The sequence below is a fragment of the Salinicola tamaricis genome, from assembly GCF_003006155.1.
GTDB lineage: Bacteria > Pseudomonadota > Gammaproteobacteria > Pseudomonadales > Halomonadaceae > Salinicola > Salinicola tamaricis.
In genome coordinates this window covers 3,442,539-3,461,063 of sequence record NZ_CP023559.1, presented here as the reverse complement: position 1 = coordinate 3,461,063, position 18,525 = coordinate 3,442,539, and the positions used below count along the sequence as shown (strand labels likewise).

15 protein-coding genes are annotated in these 18,525 nt (G+C 66.8%); 4 read left to right on the top strand and 11 right to left on the bottom strand.

Annotated features, from left to right (window positions below):
• The first annotated feature begins 273 nt into the window (after positions 1-273).
• Together glpD and CN538_RS15855 are read left to right on the top strand one after the other, a co-directional pair.
• A complete protein-coding gene (gene glpD, locus CN538_RS15860; protein ID WP_106420065.1) occupies positions 274-1,791 on the top strand; it encodes a glycerol-3-phosphate dehydrogenase in 1,518 nt (505 codons plus the stop codon).
• A gap of 125 nt (positions 1,792-1,916) precedes the next feature.
• Positions 1,917-2,990 carry an endonuclease/exonuclease/phosphatase family protein gene (locus CN538_RS15855; RefSeq protein ID WP_207233540.1) on the top strand — a complete coding sequence of 358 codons (1,074 nt, stop codon included), beginning with the start codon at positions 1,917-1,919 and terminating at the stop codon, positions 2,988-2,990.
• Between the two features lie 162 nt (positions 2,991-3,152).
• Here the strand turns inward: CN538_RS15855 and CN538_RS15850 are convergent, their stop codons facing one another.
• From CN538_RS15850 to CN538_RS21305, 4 genes are all read right to left on the bottom strand, one after another.
• Complete coding sequence (locus CN538_RS15850) at positions 3,153-4,532, bottom strand: class II fumarate hydratase (RefSeq protein WP_106420064.1); 1,380 nt, start codon at positions 4,530-4,532, stop codon at positions 3,153-3,155.
• 215 nt (positions 4,533-4,747) lie between these two features.
• Positions 4,748-5,875, bottom strand: a complete 1,128-nt coding sequence (locus CN538_RS15845; protein WP_106420063.1) for a zinc-dependent alcohol dehydrogenase family protein — start codon at positions 5,873-5,875, stop codon at positions 4,748-4,750.
• A 143-nt stretch (positions 5,876-6,018) separates the two neighbouring features.
• Complete coding sequence (locus CN538_RS15840; protein ID WP_207233539.1) at positions 6,019-6,639, bottom strand: N-acyl homoserine lactonase family protein; 621 nt, start codon at positions 6,637-6,639, stop codon at positions 6,019-6,021.
• Positions 6,582-6,803 carry an MBL fold metallo-hydrolase gene (locus tag CN538_RS21305; protein WP_207233538.1) on the bottom strand — a complete coding sequence of 74 codons (222 nt, stop codon included), beginning with the start codon at positions 6,801-6,803 and terminating at the stop codon, positions 6,582-6,584. The genes CN538_RS15840 and CN538_RS21305 overlap by 58 nt, the downstream gene beginning before the upstream one ends.
• Positions 6,804-6,989: 186 nt before the next feature.
• On the opposite strand from CN538_RS21305, the gene CN538_RS15835 reads away from it, so the two are divergent.
• Positions 6,990-7,409, top strand: coding sequence for a secondary thiamine-phosphate synthase enzyme YjbQ (locus CN538_RS15835; protein ID WP_106420062.1), 420 nt, complete (start codon positions 6,990-6,992; stop codon positions 7,407-7,409).
• 18 nt (positions 7,410-7,427) lie between these two features.
• Here CN538_RS15835 and CN538_RS15830 read toward each other — a convergent pair whose 3' ends face one another.
• The 6 genes from CN538_RS15830 to CN538_RS15805 all read right to left on the bottom strand — a co-directional run bounded on the left by CN538_RS15830 (position 7,428) and on the right by CN538_RS15805 (position 15,998).
• The gene (locus CN538_RS15830) at positions 7,428-9,182 is read right to left on the bottom strand and encodes an IlvD/Edd family dehydratase (RefSeq protein ID WP_106420061.1); all 1,755 of its coding nucleotides are present in this window, start codon (positions 9,180-9,182) and stop codon (positions 7,428-7,430) included.
• A 70-nt stretch (positions 9,183-9,252) separates the two neighbouring features.
• On the bottom strand, positions 9,253-10,653 hold the full coding sequence (locus CN538_RS15825) for a GntP family permease (protein WP_106420060.1): 1,401 nt from the start codon (positions 10,651-10,653) through the stop codon (positions 9,253-9,255).
• Positions 10,654-10,888: 235 nt separating this feature from the next.
• Positions 10,889-11,890: an L-arabinose ABC transporter permease AraH gene (araH, locus tag CN538_RS15820; RefSeq protein ID WP_106420059.1), complete on the bottom strand. Its 1,002-nt coding sequence runs from the start codon at positions 11,888-11,890 to the stop codon at positions 10,889-10,891.
• A 69-nt stretch (positions 11,891-11,959) separates the two neighbouring features.
• Positions 11,960-13,459, bottom strand: coding sequence for an L-arabinose ABC transporter ATP-binding protein AraG (araG, locus tag CN538_RS15815; protein WP_106420058.1), 1,500 nt, complete (start codon positions 13,457-13,459; stop codon positions 11,960-11,962).
• A 112-nt stretch (positions 13,460-13,571) separates the two neighbouring features.
• A complete protein-coding gene (locus CN538_RS15810; protein ID WP_106420057.1) occupies positions 13,572-14,561 on the bottom strand; it encodes an arabinose ABC transporter substrate-binding protein in 990 nt (329 codons plus the stop codon).
• A gap of 330 nt (positions 14,562-14,891) precedes the next feature.
• Positions 14,892-15,998 (bottom strand): aldose epimerase family protein, encoded by a 1,107-nt coding sequence (locus CN538_RS15805; protein WP_106420056.1) that lies wholly within the window; start codon positions 15,996-15,998, stop codon positions 14,892-14,894.
• Positions 15,999-16,129: 131 nt separating this feature from the next.
• Between CN538_RS15805 and CN538_RS15800 the strand changes: the two genes are divergently transcribed.
• Positions 16,130-17,104, top strand: coding sequence for a LysR family transcriptional regulator (locus CN538_RS15800; protein WP_106420055.1), 975 nt, complete (start codon positions 16,130-16,132; stop codon positions 17,102-17,104).
• A 78-nt stretch (positions 17,105-17,182) separates the two neighbouring features.
• Here the strand turns inward: CN538_RS15800 and CN538_RS15795 are convergent, their stop codons facing one another.
• Positions 17,183-18,361: an NAD(P)/FAD-dependent oxidoreductase gene (locus CN538_RS15795; RefSeq protein ID WP_242495246.1), complete on the bottom strand. Its 1,179-nt coding sequence runs from the start codon at positions 18,359-18,361 to the stop codon at positions 17,183-17,185.
• Positions 18,362-18,525: the final 164 nt, after the last annotated feature.

The window sequence follows — 18,525 nt, the reverse complement described above, 5'->3', positions numbered from 1 at the left end:
CGCCCCGTCGGCGCCGTCACGGCGCCGACATATCTTCTATCCCCCCTGAGCGCGTCTCGAGACGCCACCGCGGCACGGCCAGGCGCACCACTGACGCCGCGGCACGGCATCCCACGCCTCGGCGATCCGACGCGGGTGGTGCGTCTGCGATCCATGATCCCGTGCTCGACATCAGTTTTCACCGCGAAAGCCGTTCTCGCCTATTGATGTTCGAAATTGATTAGTCTATTTTCGTTTTCGAAAACACATCTCACACCACGCGGGGGAGACGGCATGAGCACGGTGGCTAACGACAAGACCTACGACATGATCGTCGTGGGCGGCGGCATCAATGGCACCGGCATCGCCAACGATGCCGCTGGCCGCGGTCTGTCGGTGCTGCTGTGCGAGCAGGCCGACCTGGCCAGCGCGACGTCTTCCGCCAGCAGCAAACTGATCCATGGCGGGTTGCGCTACCTCGAACATCGCGAGTTTCGGCTGGTGCGGGAGGCGCTGCGCGAGCGCGAGGTGATGCTGCGCAAGGCACCGCATATCGTCTGGCCGATGCGCTTCATCCTGCCCCACCAGCCTCACCTGCGCCCCGCCTGGATGATCCGTGCCGGGCTCTTCCTCTATGACCACCTCAGTCACCGCGACAGCCTGCCCAACGCCAAGCGGCTGAAGTTCGATGCCCAGGGCCCCCTCGTACCGGAGATCAAGCGCGGCTTCGAGTACTCCGACTGCTGGGTGGACGACGCCCGCCTGGTGCTGCTCAACGCGCTCCAAGCCCAGGACAAGGGTGCCGACATCCGTCTGCGTACGCGCTGCAGCGCGGCGCGCGAAGAGCACGGCGGTTGGCGGGTGACGCTGGAGGACCGTCTCTCCGGCGAGACCAGTGAAGTACGCGGCAAGGTGCTGGTCAACGCCAGCGGCCCGTGGGTCGAATCATTCGTCAAGGGCAGCGCCCAGCGCCAGTCGCGCTACGGTATCCGCATGATCCAGGGCAGCCATCTGATCGTACCGCGGCTCAACCAGGACGAGCGCGCCTACATCCTGCAGAACCAGGATGGACGTATCGTCTTCGTGCTGCCCTACCAGCAGCACTACAGCTTGATCGGCACCACCGACCGCCGCTACCAGGGCGATCCGTCCCAGGTCGGCATCAGCGAGGAGGAGATCGGCTATCTGCTCGAGGTGCTCAATGGTCACTTCCAGCGTCAGCTCAGCCGCGACGACGTCATCACCTACTCCGGGGTACGCCCGCTGTGCGACGACGAGTCGGAAAACCCCTCGGCGATGACCCGCGACTACACCCTGGACCTGGACACCCACGGCGCCCCGCTGCTGTCGATCTTCGGTGGCAAGATCACCACCTATCGCAAGCTCGCCGAGGCGGCCCTGCGCAAGCTGCAGCCGCTGCTGCCGGAGATGCGCGCAGCCTGGACCGCCGAGGCCACCCTGCCCGGGGGCGATATCGACGGTCGCGCGGCTTTCGCCGCCCGCCTCCAGAGCGACTACGCGTTCCTGCCGGCGGCGTGGGCGGAGCGCTTCGCCTCCAGCTACGGCATCCGTGTCTTCGCTTCCTCGAGGTGCGTTACTCGCCGTGAAGCGCTGGGTGAGGAGTTCGGTGGCGGCCTGACCCGTGCCGAGGTCGACTATCTGATCGGCCACGAGTGGGCCCGTACCAGTGACGACATCCTGTGGCGGCGTACCAAGCTGGGGCTGGTGCTGACGCCGGCCCAGGTCGCGGCGCTGGATGCCTATCTCGCCACCATCCTCTCCTTACGGCAGCCAGCCCCGCGGACGCCGTAGCCGAGATCTGAGCCGGGCAGCGATCCCCACGCGGGGCGTCGTCCCCGGCGCCCGGAAAACGGCGGTGTGTTCCTGGCCCTCTGCTACGCTGGAGGCACCGCCGTTCTTTTCCGAGGATCTCCGCTTTGCAACTTCTTTTCACGCTGCTGGGCTGCCTGGTGCTGATCGTGACCCTGGTGCCCTATCTGCGGATCCGGCACTGGAGCGTGAGAAGCTTCGACTTCCCCCTGCTGCAGATCGCCTGCATCGCCACCGCACTGGCGTTGCTCCAGCTCGCCTGCCAGCCCGACGCCTGGTGGCACTGGTGCGGCGTTGGCGCCAGCCTGCTCGCCGCCGGCGTACAGTGGGCCCGCATCTACCCCTGGACCCCGCTGGCTCGCTGCGCCGTCGTCAAGGCACACGAGCGCGATGCCAGCCGCGAGATCACGCTGCTGGTCTCCAACGTGCTGACCCCCAATCGCCAGGCTCACAAGCTGATCGCTCAGGTCGAGCAGCACCAGCCGGACCTGCTGCTGACGCTGGAGTCCGACCGCTGGTGGGGAGACCGCCTCGATGAGGCGCTGGGCGGGCAGTTTCCAAACGCCGTGCGCATTCCGCTCGACAACCTCTACGGCATGCACCTCTATTCGCGTCTGCCCCTCGAAGAGGTCGAAGTGAAGTGGCTGATCCAGGATGACATCCCGTCGATCCACGCCTGGGTCCGTCTGGAGAGTGGCAAGCGCGTACGTCTGCATGCACTGCACCCGCGCCCACCCGCGCCTTCGGAAAGCGACGAGTCACTGTGGCGAGATGCCGAGCTGCTGCTGGTGGGCGAAGCGATCGCCGGGGACGAGCGGGCGACGCTGGTGGCCGGCGACCTCAACGATGTCGCCTGGTCGCGCACCACCAAACTGTTCTGCAAGGTCAGCGGCATGCTCGATCTACGCCGCGGCCGGGGTCAGTACAGCACCTTCCATGCCAAGTACCCGTTCCTGCGCTGGCCGCTGGACCACGTCTTCGTCTCCGAGCAGTTCACGCTGGTGGCGATGCGCCGCCTGAAGGAGATCGGCTCGGACCACTTCCCGATGCTGGTCACCCTGCGCCACGACCCCAGTCGCGCCGACGAGAACGAGCCGGAAGCCGCCGATGCCGAGGAGCGCCGGGACGCCGACGACACCATCGAAGAGGCCAAGGAGCGTCACGGCGAAGCACCGGTATGAGCTGACGCTACTGTCTTTGACCGACGCCTTTTTACTGACGCCTCGCTTTACCGACGCCTCGTTTTACCGACGCTTTTCTTCAACGAAACGCCAGTGCCACCCGATCCATACACCAACGCCACCCAAACGGGTGGCGTTAATGTGTGCGTGTAGGCTCACCGCCTATTCGGGAATACCGCCTTCGGTCAGCTTGGCCGGGTCGAGCAAGCGCTCCAGCTCCTCACGGGAAAGATCGGTCTCCTCCTCGGCCACATCGATGATCGGGCGGCCCCCTTGGTAGGCTTTCTTGGCCACGGCGGCGGCGGAATCGTAGCCGATCACCGAGTTGAGCGCGGTGACCAGAATCGGATTCTTGGACAGCGGCGTCTCGATGTTGTCCCGACGCACGTTGAAGGTGGCGATGGCGCGATCCGCCAGCAGCCGGCTGACGTTGGTCAGCAACCGGATCGATCCGAGCAGATTGTGGGCGATCAGCGGCAGCATCACATTGAGCTGGAAGTTGCCGCTCTGGCCCGCCACGGTGATCGCGGTGTCATTGCCGATCACCTGGGCCGCCACCTGGATCGCCGACTCCGGAATCACCGGATTGACCTTGCCCGGCATGATCGAACTGCCCGGCTGCAGCGCCTCCAGCTCGATCTCGCCCAGGCCCGCCAGCGGCCCCGAGTTCATCCAGCGCAGATCGTTGGCGATCTTCATCACCGCGCAGGCGTAGGTGCGCAAATGCCCCGAGAGCTCCACCGCCGCGTCCTGGGAGGCGAGGCTGGCGAAGAAGCTGTCGTTGGGTCGGAACTCGAGATGGGTATCGCGGGCCAGCCGCTCAGCCACCCGCTGGGCGAACTCGGGATGGGCATTGACCCCGGTTCCCACCGCGGTGCCGCCCAGCGCCAGGCGCGTCACCCGCTTGAGGCCATCCTCGAGGCGCTCGATCGCCTGCCCGATCTGACTCGACCAGCCGCCCAGCTCCTGGCTCAGACGCACCGGCATGGCATCCATCAGGTGGGTGCGCCCGGTCTTGACCACGTCGTCGACACTCTGCGCCTTGTCGTCGATGCTCGAGCGCAGATAGTGCAGCGCCGGCAGCAGCCGCTCACGCACCTGGACCGCCGCGGCCAGATGGATCGCGGTGGGGATCACGTCGTTGCTCGACTGCCCCATGTTGACGTGGTCGTTGGGGCCCACCGTGAGCGACTCGCTGCTGGCCAGATGCGAGATCACCTCGTTGACGTTCATATTGGTCGAGGTGCCGGAGCCGGTCTGGAACACATCCACCGGGAACTGATCGGCGTGCTCCCCGGCGATGATCTCGTCGGCGGCGGCAATGATCGCCCGTGAGCGCGCCTCGTCGAGCAGCCCCAGCTCCTGGTTGACCTCGGCAGCGGCGCGCTTGATCCGCGCCACCGCGGCGATGAACTCGCTCGGCAGCGGCTGACCGCTGACCGGGAAGTTGTTCACGGCGCGCTGGGTCTGGGCGCCGTAGCGCGCACTGGCGGGCACCTCGAGTTCGCCCATGCTGTCACGTTCGATACGCTGTTGCGTCATGATTGCCTCCTGACGATGGCGGATGAATGCCGTTGAAACCGGGTCGCGCCGCCGCAGGGCGGCGACAAGAAAACTCACGGAACTCACTCAAGACTAGCAGGCCCCGCACCGCTTGCAGCGACCGTCGCCAGCGTTGGCGCATGCCCGGAAAACGCCACCGCCCGCGCCGACGTGGCACGGGCGGTGGCAGGTCTCGCCGAGGAGCGGCCTGGGCGTCAGTCGAAGTCGATGATCTGGCGGATCGCCTCGCCGCTGGCAAGCCGGTCGAAACCGAGGTTGATCTCGTCAAGCTTCAGACGGTGGGTCAGCAGCTTCTCTACCGGCAGACGGCCGGCGCGGTAGAGCGCGATATACTCCGGCACGTCCAGCGACGGCACGTGCCCGCCCAGATAGGAGCCCTTGAGGGTACGCTCCTCGGCGACCATCCGCGTGGGACTGATGGCGAAACGCACGTCCGGGTGCGGTAGCCCCGAGGTCACCGTGGTACCGCCGCGGGCGGTGCACTCGTAGGCGAACTCCAGCGCCTTGGAGACACCGGCAAACTCGGCGGCGATATTCACCCCGCCGCCACTGATCTCGCGCACCTGGTCGATGGCATCGGCATCGCCACTATTGACCACATGGGTGGCACCCATTGCCTTGGCGGTCTCCAGCTTGTCTGGGGCGATATCGGCGGCGATCACCTGGCGAGCGCCGCCCCCGGCCGCGCCCATCACCGCCGCCAAGCCGACTCCGCCGAGCCCGACCACCAGCACCGACTGCCCTAGACGCAGGCCGGCGGTGTGGACCACCGCACCGACCCCGGTGAGCACGGCGCAGCCGAACAGCGCCGCGATATGAAACGGCAGATCGGCATCGATCCGCGTCAGCGAACGTCGCGAGGCCACCGCGTACTCGGCGAAGCCGGAGACGCCGATATGGTGATAGATCTTCTGCCCGCCCTTGTGCAGGCGCATGCCGCCCCCCAGCAGGTGTCCGGCACCATTGGCCACCTGCCCCGGCGCGCACAGCGCCGCGCGGCCGGAGAGGCAGGAGGCGCAGGCGCCGCAGCTGGGGGCGAACGAGAACACCACATGATCGCCGGGTGCCAGATCCTCGACGCCATCACCGACCTCGACCACCTCGCCGGCAGCCTCGTGCCCCAGCACCATGGGTAGCGGCCGCGGCCGATCACCGTTGATGGTGGAGAGATCCGAGTGGCAAAGCCCGGCGGCGCGCATGCGCACCAGCACCTCGCCGCGCCCAGGTGGATCGAGTTCGACCTCCTCGATCGACAGCGGCTGCGACTCTCGGTACGGGCGTGGCTTCTGCATCTCGTGGATCACGGCGGCATGCATTTTCATCGCGACTTCCCTATTCAGTGGGTCGACCCGTCGCGCCTTGACGCGCCGGGTGCGATTGACATTCGTATCTCAGGCGTCTCTCAAGCCGAGTACTCGGTCTCTCAGGCCAAGTACTCGGTTTCCCAGATCAAGCGCTCAGCATTTCATGCATAGTACTCGGGCGCGTGCCGGAAGGTCGGCCACGCCTCGGGGTCGTGGCCAGTGACCACCAGCGCCCCGGTCTTCTCGGCCAGCGCGTGCAGCTTGCGCACTGAGCGCACCGTATCCACGGTCGAGGCAAGAAAGCCAGGCAGCGCCTTCTCCTCCCAGTGATCGGTGGTATAGGCCGCATCCACCGCCAGCAGCACCGGGCCGGTCTCGGGGAGCTGGAGCAGGAAGCTGGCGTGGCCGGGGGCGTGCCCCGGGGTGAAGATGAAACGGATGCTGCCGTCGCCGAAGACGTCATAGCCGTCGTCGCCATCCTCGAGCAGATGCCACTTCAATCCGGGGCGATCGAAATCGGCGCGGATATAGCCGCCGGCGGAAAACCAGTCCGGGGCCATCGCATACTCGTATTCGCGCCGCCGTACGATATGCGTGGCATTGGGAAAGCGTCCGGTCGCCCCGGTGTGATCCAGATGCAGGTGGCTATGCAGGACATAGCGAACGTCCTCGGGCTCGATGCCGACATCCTTCAGCGCCTGGACACACCCCTCTTCCTCACGCATCACCGGCCAATAGACCGCGGTGATATCGCCCCAGGCTTCTTCGGATCGCTGGCGCACTCGACGGCACAGCCACCATCGATGACCACATTGCCCTGCGGATGCGTGATCAGATACCAGGGCACGGGAATCTCGTACTCATCCAGCCCCGCATTCATCTTGATATTGCACACCCGGCACTTGAGCGTGCCGGTCTGGAACATGTAGAGACGTGGGGTAGTCATGACGCACTCCTGGTTTAACCCTATGAAGACGACATTGCCCACTAGGTGAGCACTTCGGTTCTCGGCATCGACGCTCGCAGCCGGGCGACCGGACATGTCAGAGTAGGCCACCGCTAAACGGCATGAACAGCGGACTTTGGTCCCAGACATGCACGCTCTCAACATACTCACGGAGACGTCTCAACCATGTGGCACCGCCAGCAATTTACGCTCTCCGCGCGCTCGCGCGGCTTTCATCTGGTCACCGACGAGATCCTGGAGGCCCTGCCGCGACTGGCAGAGATCCAGACCGGTCTACTCCATCTGCAACTGATGCACACCTCGGCCTCGCTGACCCTGAACGAGAACGCCGACCCCGACGTGCGCCATGACATGGCGCTGTTCGCCGCCCGGATCGCCCCCGAGCGGCTCGACGGCCTGCGCCACACCCTCGAAGGCCCCGATGACATGCCCGCCCACGTGCTCGCCAGCCTGTTCGGCACCCAACTGACTCTGGCGGTGGACAACGGCCGCCTGCTCAACGGTACCTGGCAAGGCATCTGGCTCGGCGAGCACCGCCAGCACGGCGGCGCGCGCCGGATCACCGCGACTCTGAGCGGCGAGTGATTCCGCCGGACCAGCCTCTTAGTGCGAGTGCCGCGGCACCTCGGCGCCGCGACAGCCGCGCAGGAAGTCGAAGTCACAGCCCTCGTCGGCCTGCAGCACGTGCTCGATGTAGAGCTGGCGATAGCCGCCGCTGCTGGCGATCTGGTTCGACGCCGCGGTAGGGTCGGCGGCAGCCAGGCGGCGTGCGATCTCGGCATCGTCGACCTCCAGCTCGAGCTTGCCGCTGTCGCAGTCCAGGCTGATCCAGTCGCCATTCTCGACCGCCGCCAGCGGGCCGCCGGCGGCCGCTTCCGGGGCCACGTGCAGCACCACGGTGCCGTAGGCGGTGCCGCTCATGCGAGCATCCGAGATGCGTACCATATCGGTGATGCCCTGCTCGAGAATCTTCGGCGGCAGGCCCATGTTGCCGACCTCGGCCATGCCGTGGTAACCCCGCGGGCCGCAGTGCTTCATCACCAGGATATCGTCCGGCGAGACCTCCAGATCGGGGTCGTTGATGCGCGCCTTGTAGTCGTCGAAGTTCTCGAACACCACCGCCCGCCCACGATGGGTCATCAATGCCGCGGTCGCCGCCGACGGCTTGAGCACCGCACCGTTGGGCGCCAGGTTGCCGCGCAGGATGCACATGCCACCGTCGTCGCGCAGCGGGTTGTCGAGCGGGCGGATCACGTCGTCGTTGTAGAGCGGCGCCTCGCGCACGTTTTCCCACAGCGTACGACCATTGACCGTCAGCGCGTCCGGGTGCGGCAAGCGGTCGGCATCGCCCAGGCGCTTGAGCACCGCCGGCAGGCCACCGGCGTAGTAGAACTCCTCCATCAGGTAACGCCCGGAGGGCTGCAGGTCGACGATCGTCGGCGTGCCGCGACCGATTCGGGTCCAATCGTCCAGTGGCAGGTCGACCCCGATACGCCCGGCGATCGCCTTGAGATGGATCACCGCATTGGTCGAGCCGCCGATGGCGGCATTGGTGCGAATGGCGTTCTCGAACGCCTCACGGGTGAGAATCTTCGACAGCTTGAGGTCCTCGTGGACCATCTCGACGATACGGTTGCCGGAGAGATGGGCGAGCACATAGCGGCGTGAATCCACCGCCGGGATGGCGGCATTGTGGGGCAGCGACACCCCCAGCGACTCGGCCATGCAGGCCATCGTCGAGGCCGTGCCCATGGTGTTGCAGGTACCCGCCGAGCGCGACATGCCCGCCTCTGCCGCCATGAAGTCGTGCATCGAGATCTGGCCCGCCTTGACCTGCTCGGAGAGCTGCCACACCACCGTGCCGGAGCCGATATCCTTGCCCTGGTGCTTGCCATTGAGCATCGGCCCGCCGGTCACCACGAGCGCCGGAATGTCACAGCTCGCCGCCCCCATCAGCAGTGCCGGGGTGGTCTTGTCGCAGCCCACCAGCAGCACCACGCCGTCGATGGGGTTGCCGCGGATCGCCTCCTCGACGTCCATGCTCGCCAGATTGCGGGTGAACATCGCCGTGGGCCGCAGGTTGGACTCGCCGTTGGAGAACACCGGGAACTCCACCGGATAGCCCCCCGCCTCGAGCACGCCCTGCTTGACGTGCTCGGCGAGCTTGCGGAAATGGGCGTTGCAGGGCGTCAGTTCCGACCAGGTGTTGCAGATGCCGATGATCGGCTTGCCCTGGAACTCATGATCCGGAATGCCCTGATTCTTCATCCAGCTACGGTACATGAAGCCGTTCTTGTCGGCCCGGCCAAACCACTCCGCGGAGCGCAGTCGCGGGGTCTTGTCGCCAGCATCGCTCATCTCGTCTCTCCTTGGTCCGCCGGGGCCGGCAACGCGGCCCCGCAGGGTCTAGTACGTGTCAGGGTCGTGCCTACAGTGCCGCGAACAGCAACCAGGCCAGGGCGAAGGCCAGCAGCGAGATCGCGGTGGAAATCACGGTCCAGGTCTTGAGCATGGTCTTGGTATCGACGGCGAGAAAACGCCCCACCAGCCAGAAACCGGAATCGTTGACGTGCGAATAGCCGATCGCGCCGGCGACGATCGCCACGGTGATGCAGGCCGCCGGCAGCCCGGCCAGCGAAGGGTCGGCGAGGACCACCGGGGCCATGATGCCGGCGGCGGTGGTGCCGGCCACGGTGGCCGAGCCCTGGGCAACACGGATCACCGCGGCGATCACGTAGCCGGCGAGGATCACCGGCATACCCAGCGTCTGCAGACTGTCCGCCAGCGCATCGCCTATGCCGCTGGCCGTCAGCACCCCGCCGAACATGCCCCCGGCCCCGGTGATCAGGATGATGCTGCAGACCGGTGCCAGCGCCTGCTCGACGATCTCGTTGATCGACTCCATCGCGCCGCGCTCGCGTGAACGCAGCACCAGCAGCCACATCGCCACACAGGTGCTGATGAGCATCGCGATCGGCGTCTCGCCGATCAGCATCAGCGCGTGCACCAGGGCGCCATCGGCGGCGATCGCCCCACTCTGGGCCAGCGTCGACAGCCCGGTGTTGAGAAAGATCAGCGCCAGCGGCAGCAACAGTACCAGCAGCACGGTGGCAAATGCCGGGCGACGGGCCGCAGGGACCTGCTCCTGCTCGCCCCCCATCAGATCGGGCACACGCTGGAAGGGGGCGCGACGGGCCAGGAACAGCGACAGCCGATAGCCCATGAGATACCAGGTCGGCAGCCCCACCAGCAGCGCCACGAACAGCACCTGACCGATATCCGCGTGCAAAAACACCGCCGCGGCCACCGGCCCCGGATGCGGCGGCATCAGCGCATGCATGACCAGAAAGGCGCCGGCGGCCGGCAAGCCATAGAGCAGCAGCGAGGCCTTGAGCTCGCGGGCCACCGAGTAGATCACTGGCAGCATCACCACGAAGGCGGCGTCGAGAAAGATCGGAAAGCCGAACAGCAGACACGCGATCGACAGCCCCAACGGGGCCTTGTCACGCCCGAACAGACGAATCAGCGTGTCGGCCAGCACCCGTGCCCCGCCGGAAACCGCCACCAGACGGCCGAGCACCGCCCCGAAGCCGATCAACAGCGCCACATTACCCAGCGTCTTGCCGAAACCGCCGAGCAGCGTCGGCAGCAGGTCGGCGACCGAGATACCGGTCGCCAGCGCGGTGCCGATACTGACGATCACCAAGGCGAAGAACGGATGCAGTCGTACCCGAATGATCAGCACCAGCAGGATGGCGATAGCCAGCGCCGCGATCCCCATCAGGCCCAGGGTCGACAATCCCGAAGCCGCCTGTGCGCTCTCTTGCATGAACTCCTCCTCACGGGCCCGGGCGGTGGCCCGGGCGTCTTGGCGTGGAAGCCTGCACGTTACGGGCGGAGATCAATAACCAACTAATAGCAATTTAGGCTTATTTAGATATATTTTTTAATATCAATCTTGCAAAACCGGCACCCCGTCTGCCGCGTCCCACCGTGGCGGCTGGAGCTACCCAGACCAAAGTCGAGGCACCGGAGACCAAAGTCGTAGGCCAGATCGTCGCCGCTCACCCCGCCCTTCGCGCCTGTTTCCAGCGATCGAACATCACCGCCAGCAGCAGGATCGCGCCGCGTACCAGGTATTGATAGAAGGTCGGGACGTTGAGCAGCCCCATGGCGTTCTGCACGCAGCCCATGATCAATACCCCCACCAGCACCCCGGTGATCGAGGCGACCCCGCCGGAGAGCGAGACCCCGCCCAGTACGCAGGCCGAGATCACCGCCAGCTCCAACCCCTGGGACGTATTGGGGTCGCCCAGCCCCATGCGTGAGGTGAGCAGAACACCGGCGATACCCGCCACCAGCCCCTGCAGCGCGAACACGGTGATCTTGAGCCGGCGTACGTTGACCCCGGCCAGCGCCGCGGCCTCGGCATTGCCGCCGGTGGCCAGAGTATTACGGCCGAAGGCGGTCAGGTTGAGCACCACGCCGAACACCACGAAGCAGGCGATCATGGTCCATACCGGCAGGGTCAGGCCAAGGAAGGCGGCACTGCCGAGGTCGAAGAAGCCGGGCACGGTGATCATCACCGCATCGCCGCCGGAGGTGATGTAGGCCAGCCCGCGCACGAACTCCATCGCCGCCAGGGTGGCGATCAGCGAATTGATACCGAAGCGCGCCACCACGAAGCCGTTGAAGGCGCCCACCGCGGCCCCGGCGGCGATCCCGACCAGCACACCGACAGTCACGCTGCCGGTATTGGAGGTGACCATCGCCGCCACCACGCCGGCAAAGGCAACGATCGAGGCGACCGACAGATCCACCTCACCCAGCGCCAGCACCATCATCATGGTGGTGGCGATAGTGCCGATCAGGGTCACCGAGAGCAGCAGGCCGACGATGTTGCGCCCGGTCAGGAAGTCCGGCACCAGCACCGAGAGGCCGATGAACAGCAGCACGAACACTGCGATCAGCCCCGAGGTGTCGAGCAGGGTGCGCAGCGGCTTGGGCAGCCCGCGCCGGCCCACCGCGGCCGGCGCTGCCTGGGAGACGAGTTTGTCACTGGACATGCGGGGTCATCCTCTGGAACGAAAAAGGTCGATAGAGACCGCCAGCGGCGTGCTCAGTTGGACCGCAGCTCACGCCGGTAGCGCCAGGCCGAGCAGGCGCTCAGGGGTGGCCTCCTCGCGCGGGACCACCTCGATCAGTTCGCCGTCGCGCATCACCCCGATGCGGTCGCAGATCGAGCTCACCTCGGCGAGGTCGCTGGAGATCACCAGCACGCTCTTGCCCTGCTCGGCGAGATCGTAGAGCAGCGCGTAGATATCGCGCCGGGCGCCGACGTCGATGCCGCGGGTCGGTTCATCCATCACGAACAGCTCGATCTGCTCGGCCAGCCAGCGCGCCAGGATCACCTTCTGCTGGTTGCCACCGGAGAGATTGGCGATCGGCGTACGCGGCCCGGGCGTCTTGATCCGCAACTGGCGAATATAGTGGCGCGCGTTCTCGGTCTCGCGGGCAACATGGCGGAACACGCCCCAGCGGCGGAAGAAACGCCGGCAGCTGATATTGAGATTGTCGGCGACGCTGGCGACCGGAAAGATGCCCTGGGACTTGCGATCCTCGGGGCACATCGCGATGCCGGCACGAATCGCCGCCCGGGCGCTGGCGAAACGTCGCGCCTCGCCGGCGAACACCACCTGCCCCGCCGAGGCGCGCTCGGCACCGCAGACCAGGCGCATCAGTTCGCTGCGTCCGGCGCCGACCAGCCCGAACAGCCCCAGCACCTCACCGCGGTGGATCTCCAGCGACACCGGAGCACGCACGCCGCGGCCCGCGAGCCCCTCCAGGCGCATCAGCACCTCGCCCTGCTGACGCGCGCGATAGCCGTAGACATCCTCGATCTCGCGCCCCACCATCTCGCTGACCAGGGTGTCGTGGTCGAGCCCGTCGAGGGTCGGATGGGTCCGAATATGGCGGCCGTCACGGAACACCGTGACCGCATCGCACATCTCGAACACCTCCTCCATGCGGTGGGTGACATACAGCACCACCCGGCCCTCGTCGCGCAGCCGCGACACGATACGCTTGAGGTGGCGCGTCTCCTGCACCGACAGCGAGCTGGTGGGCTCGTCGAAGGCGATGATGCGTGCATCGCGCAGCAGCGCGCGGCCGATCTCGATCATCTGCTGCTGGCCGATGGAGAGCTCGCGAACCTTGGTCGCAGGGTGAATGGCGCCCTCGCCCAGCTCCTCGAGAATGGCCAGCGCTCGCCGACGCAGGGCGCGCCGGTCGACCATGCCGTAGCGCACCGGCAGCTGGCCCAGCAGCAGGTTCTCGGCCACCGAGAGGTTGGGCGACAGCGTCAGCTCCTGGTAGATGATCGCCACCCCGCAGTCGAGCGCCTCGCGGGCGTTGGCGAATACGTGGCGCTCGCCGTCGATCCACAGGGCGCCGTCGGTGACCTTGTTGACGCCGCTGAGCACCTTGAGCAGGGTCGACTTGCCCGCGCCGTTCTCACCCATCAGCGCGTGCACTTCGCCACGGCGGGCCTCGAAGCTGACCGCATCGAGGGCCTTGACCCCGGGAAAGGTCACCGTGACGCCCTCGACGCGCAGATAGGCTGGGGAATTCGCCATCTCGACTCTCCTGGTCGCGGCCTTGAAGACCGCCGGGAAAACACTGAAAGGCAATGCAGGGATCGCTGGCAGCGGCCGCGGCGGTGCCCGAGGGCACTGCCGCGTCACGCGCTCAGAGCCCCAGGTCCTCGCGCACCTGCTGCCAGTTGTCGCGGGTCATCAGCGTGCCGGTGGTTTCGGTATTGGCCGGGGGTTTCTTGTCCTGGGTGATCCAGGTGTAGAGATTGTCGGCGCTCTGGCGCCCATGCATGGTCGAACTCACCGCTACGGTGCCGTAGAAGCCAGTCGGCTTCTGGCGCGAGAACTCGGCAAAGGCCGCCCCCGAACCGTTGATGCCCACGCCGATCACCTGCTCCGGGGAGAGGCCGTACTGTTCGCTGGCGCGCACGCCGCCGAGCACGCTCTCCTCGTTGAGGGCGTAGATCACCCAGTGTTCGAAGCGACCGTTCTTGGAGAGCACCGGCGAGGCGGCAGCGAAGGCACTGCTGGTGTCGGTGTTCTGCTGCGGTGCATCGAAAATGTTCTGCTCGACGAAGCCGGCATCGAGCAGCGCGTCGGTGGCGCCGTCGGTACGCGCCTTGGCGGTGGGCAGCTCGTTGTTGCTGATACGCAGCGCCGCCACCTCCTGCGGGTCCCAGCCGCGCCGCTGCATCTCGGCGGCGATCGCCTCGCCTACCTGGCGCCCGATCTTGTAGCCCGACATGCCCAGGTGGGGCACGTCCGCCATCGGCTTGCCGTCGGCGCCCAGGAACTGGTCGTCGACGGTCACCACCTTCATGCCGTACTGCTTGGCACGGTTGGCGATCGCCGGCCCCAGGCGAACGTCCGGCGGGCAGATCACGAACCCCTGCGCCCCCTGGGAGTTGAGATTGTCGATCGCGCTCAGCACCTGCTGGCCATCCTCGCCGGCCAGCCGCACCACCTCGAAGCCCTTCTCCTGGCCGAGCTTGGTCGCTGCATCCTGCTCATTGATGAACCACGCCTGCTCCGGCTTCTTGACGATGAAACCGATCTTGACCTCATCCTGCGCCAGCGCAGGCGTGAGACACAGGCTCAGGCTGACGCCCAGCGCCAGCAGCGACGGTATGACCTTGCGATTCATGCGACTCTCTCCCTGCCCTCGTGGGCGCGTGGTTGTCATTCTTGGCGCGCCGGGAGCCGGCGCCGTACGCGCTCGACGATAAGCGCTGCCGCAATAACCAACTAATAACAAGGATCGCGATTTGCGATACGCAAATGAATATCCAGCGAGAGAGACACGAGACGCGGCGCGGGGCCGCCGTCTGCACAGTGTCGATGGCGCCAGACTAAAGTCTTCCGCGACTTTCGTTAACAGCGTCAACTAACGCCGAGCAGCGCGGCGCGGATCGCCACACCCCGCCGGCGCTGGCTGAGGTCGCCCCGGGCCGAAGAAGCGTCGCGACGCCAACCATCAGGTGGAAGCGTCGAGGCAGGAGAAGCGATAGCGGGTGCGCGAACGGTAAACCTCACCCGGCTGCAGGATCGTATTGGGGAAGTCGGGCCGGTGCGGTGAATCGGGAAAGTGCTGGGTCTCCAGCGCCAGCCCGGCGTGCTGCCGGTAAGGCTGGCCGGCCTTGCCCTTGAGCGTGCCGTCGAGGGCGTTGCCAGCGTAGAACTGGATGCCCGGCTCGCTGGTGGCGACCTCCAGCACCCGGCCACTCTCGGGCTCGATCACCCGTGCGGCGAATCTGAGACCGTGGTCGTCGGCGTCACCGCCATCGAGCACGAAATTGTGATCATAGCCGCCGGCCCGGACCAGTTGCGGATGGCGCTGGCGCGAGCGCGCGCCGATCGCCGTCGGCGTGGTGAAATCGAAGGGTGTGCCCGCCACCGGCGCGATCTCGCCGCTGGGAATCAACTGCTCGTCGACCGGGGTAAAGGCGCTGGCCGCCAACATCAGCCGGTGGTCGAGCACATCACCGCTGCCCTCGCCGCGCAGGTTGAAGTAGCTGTGCTGGGTCAGATTGACCGGGGTCGCCCGGGTGGTTTCGGCGTGGTAGGCGATCTCGAGGCTATCGTCATCGCCCAACAGATAGCTGACCCGCACACTCAGTCGCCCCGGATAGCCCGCCTCGCCATCGTCGCTGACACGGCTCAGCACCAGGCCGCTGCCGCGGGCCTCGACGAAGGTCTCGGCGCGCCATAGGCAGCGATCGAACCCCGGGTCACCACCATGCAGCGAGTTACCGCCGTCATTGCTCACCAGCCGGTAGCGCTGGCCCTCCAGACTGAATTCGGCGCCGCCGATACGATTGGCGTAGCGTCCGATCAGGGCACCAAAGTAGGGGTTGGCCTGACGGTAGGCCGGCGAGAGATAATCGGCCAGCGAATCGAAGCCGAGCACGATATCGTCGAGCCGCCCATCACGGTCCGGTGTCTTCAGCGAGAGGATGATGCCGCCGTAGTCGATCACCCGTAGCTCGATGCCGCTTTCGTTGGTGATCCGATAGCAGCTGACCGGGCGCCCATCGGGCAGGGTGCCGAAATCAGTGCGCTGGATGTTGGCAGGCAAGGACATGGGGGCTGAGACTCCTGTGGCAGAGAGAATCCGCGGCGACCGGGGCCGCCGACGGGTCGTCGCGCCGATTGAGCCTGTGCCAGGCGGCGATCGCTATCGGTAAAACGTCGAATGGAGGCATCACCCAGCGCATGAAATCCCGACCCGAGGCCCCGCTACCCGCCGACTGGTTCCTGAAGCACGGCTCAAGTTCCGCCCACCTGCAGCTGTTCGTGACGCTCGATGAGTGCCGCAACCTGCACCGCGCGGCGGCACAGCTGGGCATGAGCCAGCCCGCCGCCTCCAAGCTTCTCGGCGATATCGAAGGCCAGCTCGGCGTCAGCCTGTTCGAGCGCCACGCTCGCGGCGTGACGCCCAACTGGTACGGCGAGATCCTGATCCGCCACGCCCGCAGCATGTTCACCTCGCTGGCCCAGGCCGGCGACGAGCTCAATGCCTTCAGCGCCGGCAACGCCGGGACGGTATCGGTGGGCACGGTGCTGGCGCCGGCGGTCACTCTGCTCGCCAGCGCGGTCGAGCGCGTACACCGCGACAGCCCGCACCTGCAGGTCAACATCGATGTCGATGTCAGCCACAACCTGGTGCCGCGACTGCGCGACGGCGAGTTCGACTTCGCCATCGCGCGCATTCCCAGCGCCCTGCCCGCGGGCGACTTCGTATTCGAGGAGATCGGCGAGGAGGCGCTGTGCTTCATCTGCCGCCATGACCATCCGCTGACCCGCGTCGAGGCGCCGGCGCTGAGCGCCATGCGCGACTACCCCTGGGTATTGCAGCCGACCGGCTCACTCATGCGTCAGCGGGTGGAGCACCTGTTTCTGCACTTCGGTGTCGCGCCCCCCGAGCGCATCATCAACACCCCGGACATCTACATGGCGCTGGCGATGGTCGACAAGTCTGAGGCGATCACGGTGACGACCCAGGAGGTCGCCGAGCTGCTCTGCGCCCAGCCGCGCTTCGCCACCCTGCCCTCGCCCGAGGCGCTGAGCGTGCAACCCTACGGCCTGATCAGCCTGCGCGAGCGCCGCCTCTCGCCGGGGGCGGCAAGGCTGATGCACGTCCTGCACCTGATGATCCGCGACTACCGCAGCAACCCGGGCAGCGCCTGACAAGCCCCGCACTCGACGCTCGCTGCCAACCGAGTGCCGTCCGCGGCCGTCCAGTGGGAGCCTCTCAGCGGTTCCGTCTCAGAGACGATCGCGCAGCCGATAGAAAGTCGTCGCCAACGCCAGCAGCGGCACTCGCCAGCGCTCGCCACCGGGGAAGTGGCGATGGCGAATGGCGGCGAAGTCGTCGAAACGCTCGAACTGCCCGCCGATCGCCTCGGCCAGAATCTGCCCGGCGAGGCCGGCCAGGGCCATACCGTGGCCGGAGTATCCCTGGGCGTAGTAGAGGTTGCGGCCGATCCGGCCCAGGTCGGGGGCACGATTCAGGGTGATGCCGACATCGCCGCCCCAGCGATAGTCGATGCCGACGCCGCGCAGCGCCGGAAACAGCGCCTGCATCTTGTCACGCATGCGCCGATCGAGCCCGCGCGGCTCGCGCCCGGTATAGCTCACCTCACCGCCGTAGAGCAGCCGGCGGTCGGCGGAGAGGCGGTAGTAGTCGAGCACGAAGTTGGCGTCCGAGACCGCGGCATCGCTGGGCAGCAGACTCGCCGCCCGGGTCTCGCCCAGCGGCTCGGTGGCGATGATGTAGTTGGCCACGCGCATGATACGCCCGGTCAGCGCCGGTACCAGGTTGCCCAGATAGGCGTTGCCGGCGACCACCACGGCATCGCAACGCACCTCGCCGGCCGCAGTGGTGACCCGAGGCCGGTCGCCCTGGATCACATCGAGAGCACGGCTGTCAGGATGCAGTTCGGCCCCGGCGCGCTGGGCGGCACGGGCTAGCCCCAGGGTGTAGTTGAGCGGGTGCAGGTGGCCCCACCGGCATCGTAGAGCCCGCCCAAATAGCGCGGGGTGCGCACGTGGGCGGCCAGCGCCTCGCGGTCGAGCCACTGCTCGCCGTGGTAGTCGAAGGTTCGCGCCATGTAATCGGCGTGCTCGCGCATTGCCTTCAGGTGGCGCGGCTTGACCGCCGCATGCACGTAGCCCCAGCGCAGATCGCAGGGAATCGCGTGGGTCTCGATCAGTGTCCGGGTCAGACGCACCGCCGCAGCTCATTGACCAGAGCCGCCGCGCCGCATCACGCCCCACCGCCTTGTCGATCACCGGCATCTCGGTGCCGAAGCCGGGCAGGATCTGGCCGCCGCTGCGCCCAGAGGCCCCGTGGCCGATCTCCCCCGCTTCGAGCAGGACCACCCGGTAGCCGCGCTCGGCCAGATGCAGCGCCGCCGAGCAGCCGGTGACGCCGCCGCCGATCACGCAGACATCCGCCTTGACCTCCCCCCGGAGCGGCGCGGTGGGGCGAGATCGACCTGGCGACTCGCCCGGTAGTAGGAAAGCGGCGCCTGGGCCGTGGTCTGGGCTGTGATCAAGGCATCGAACTCCACCAGTGGGAAGGAAAGCGCCGCGTCGCGGCCCGCGCA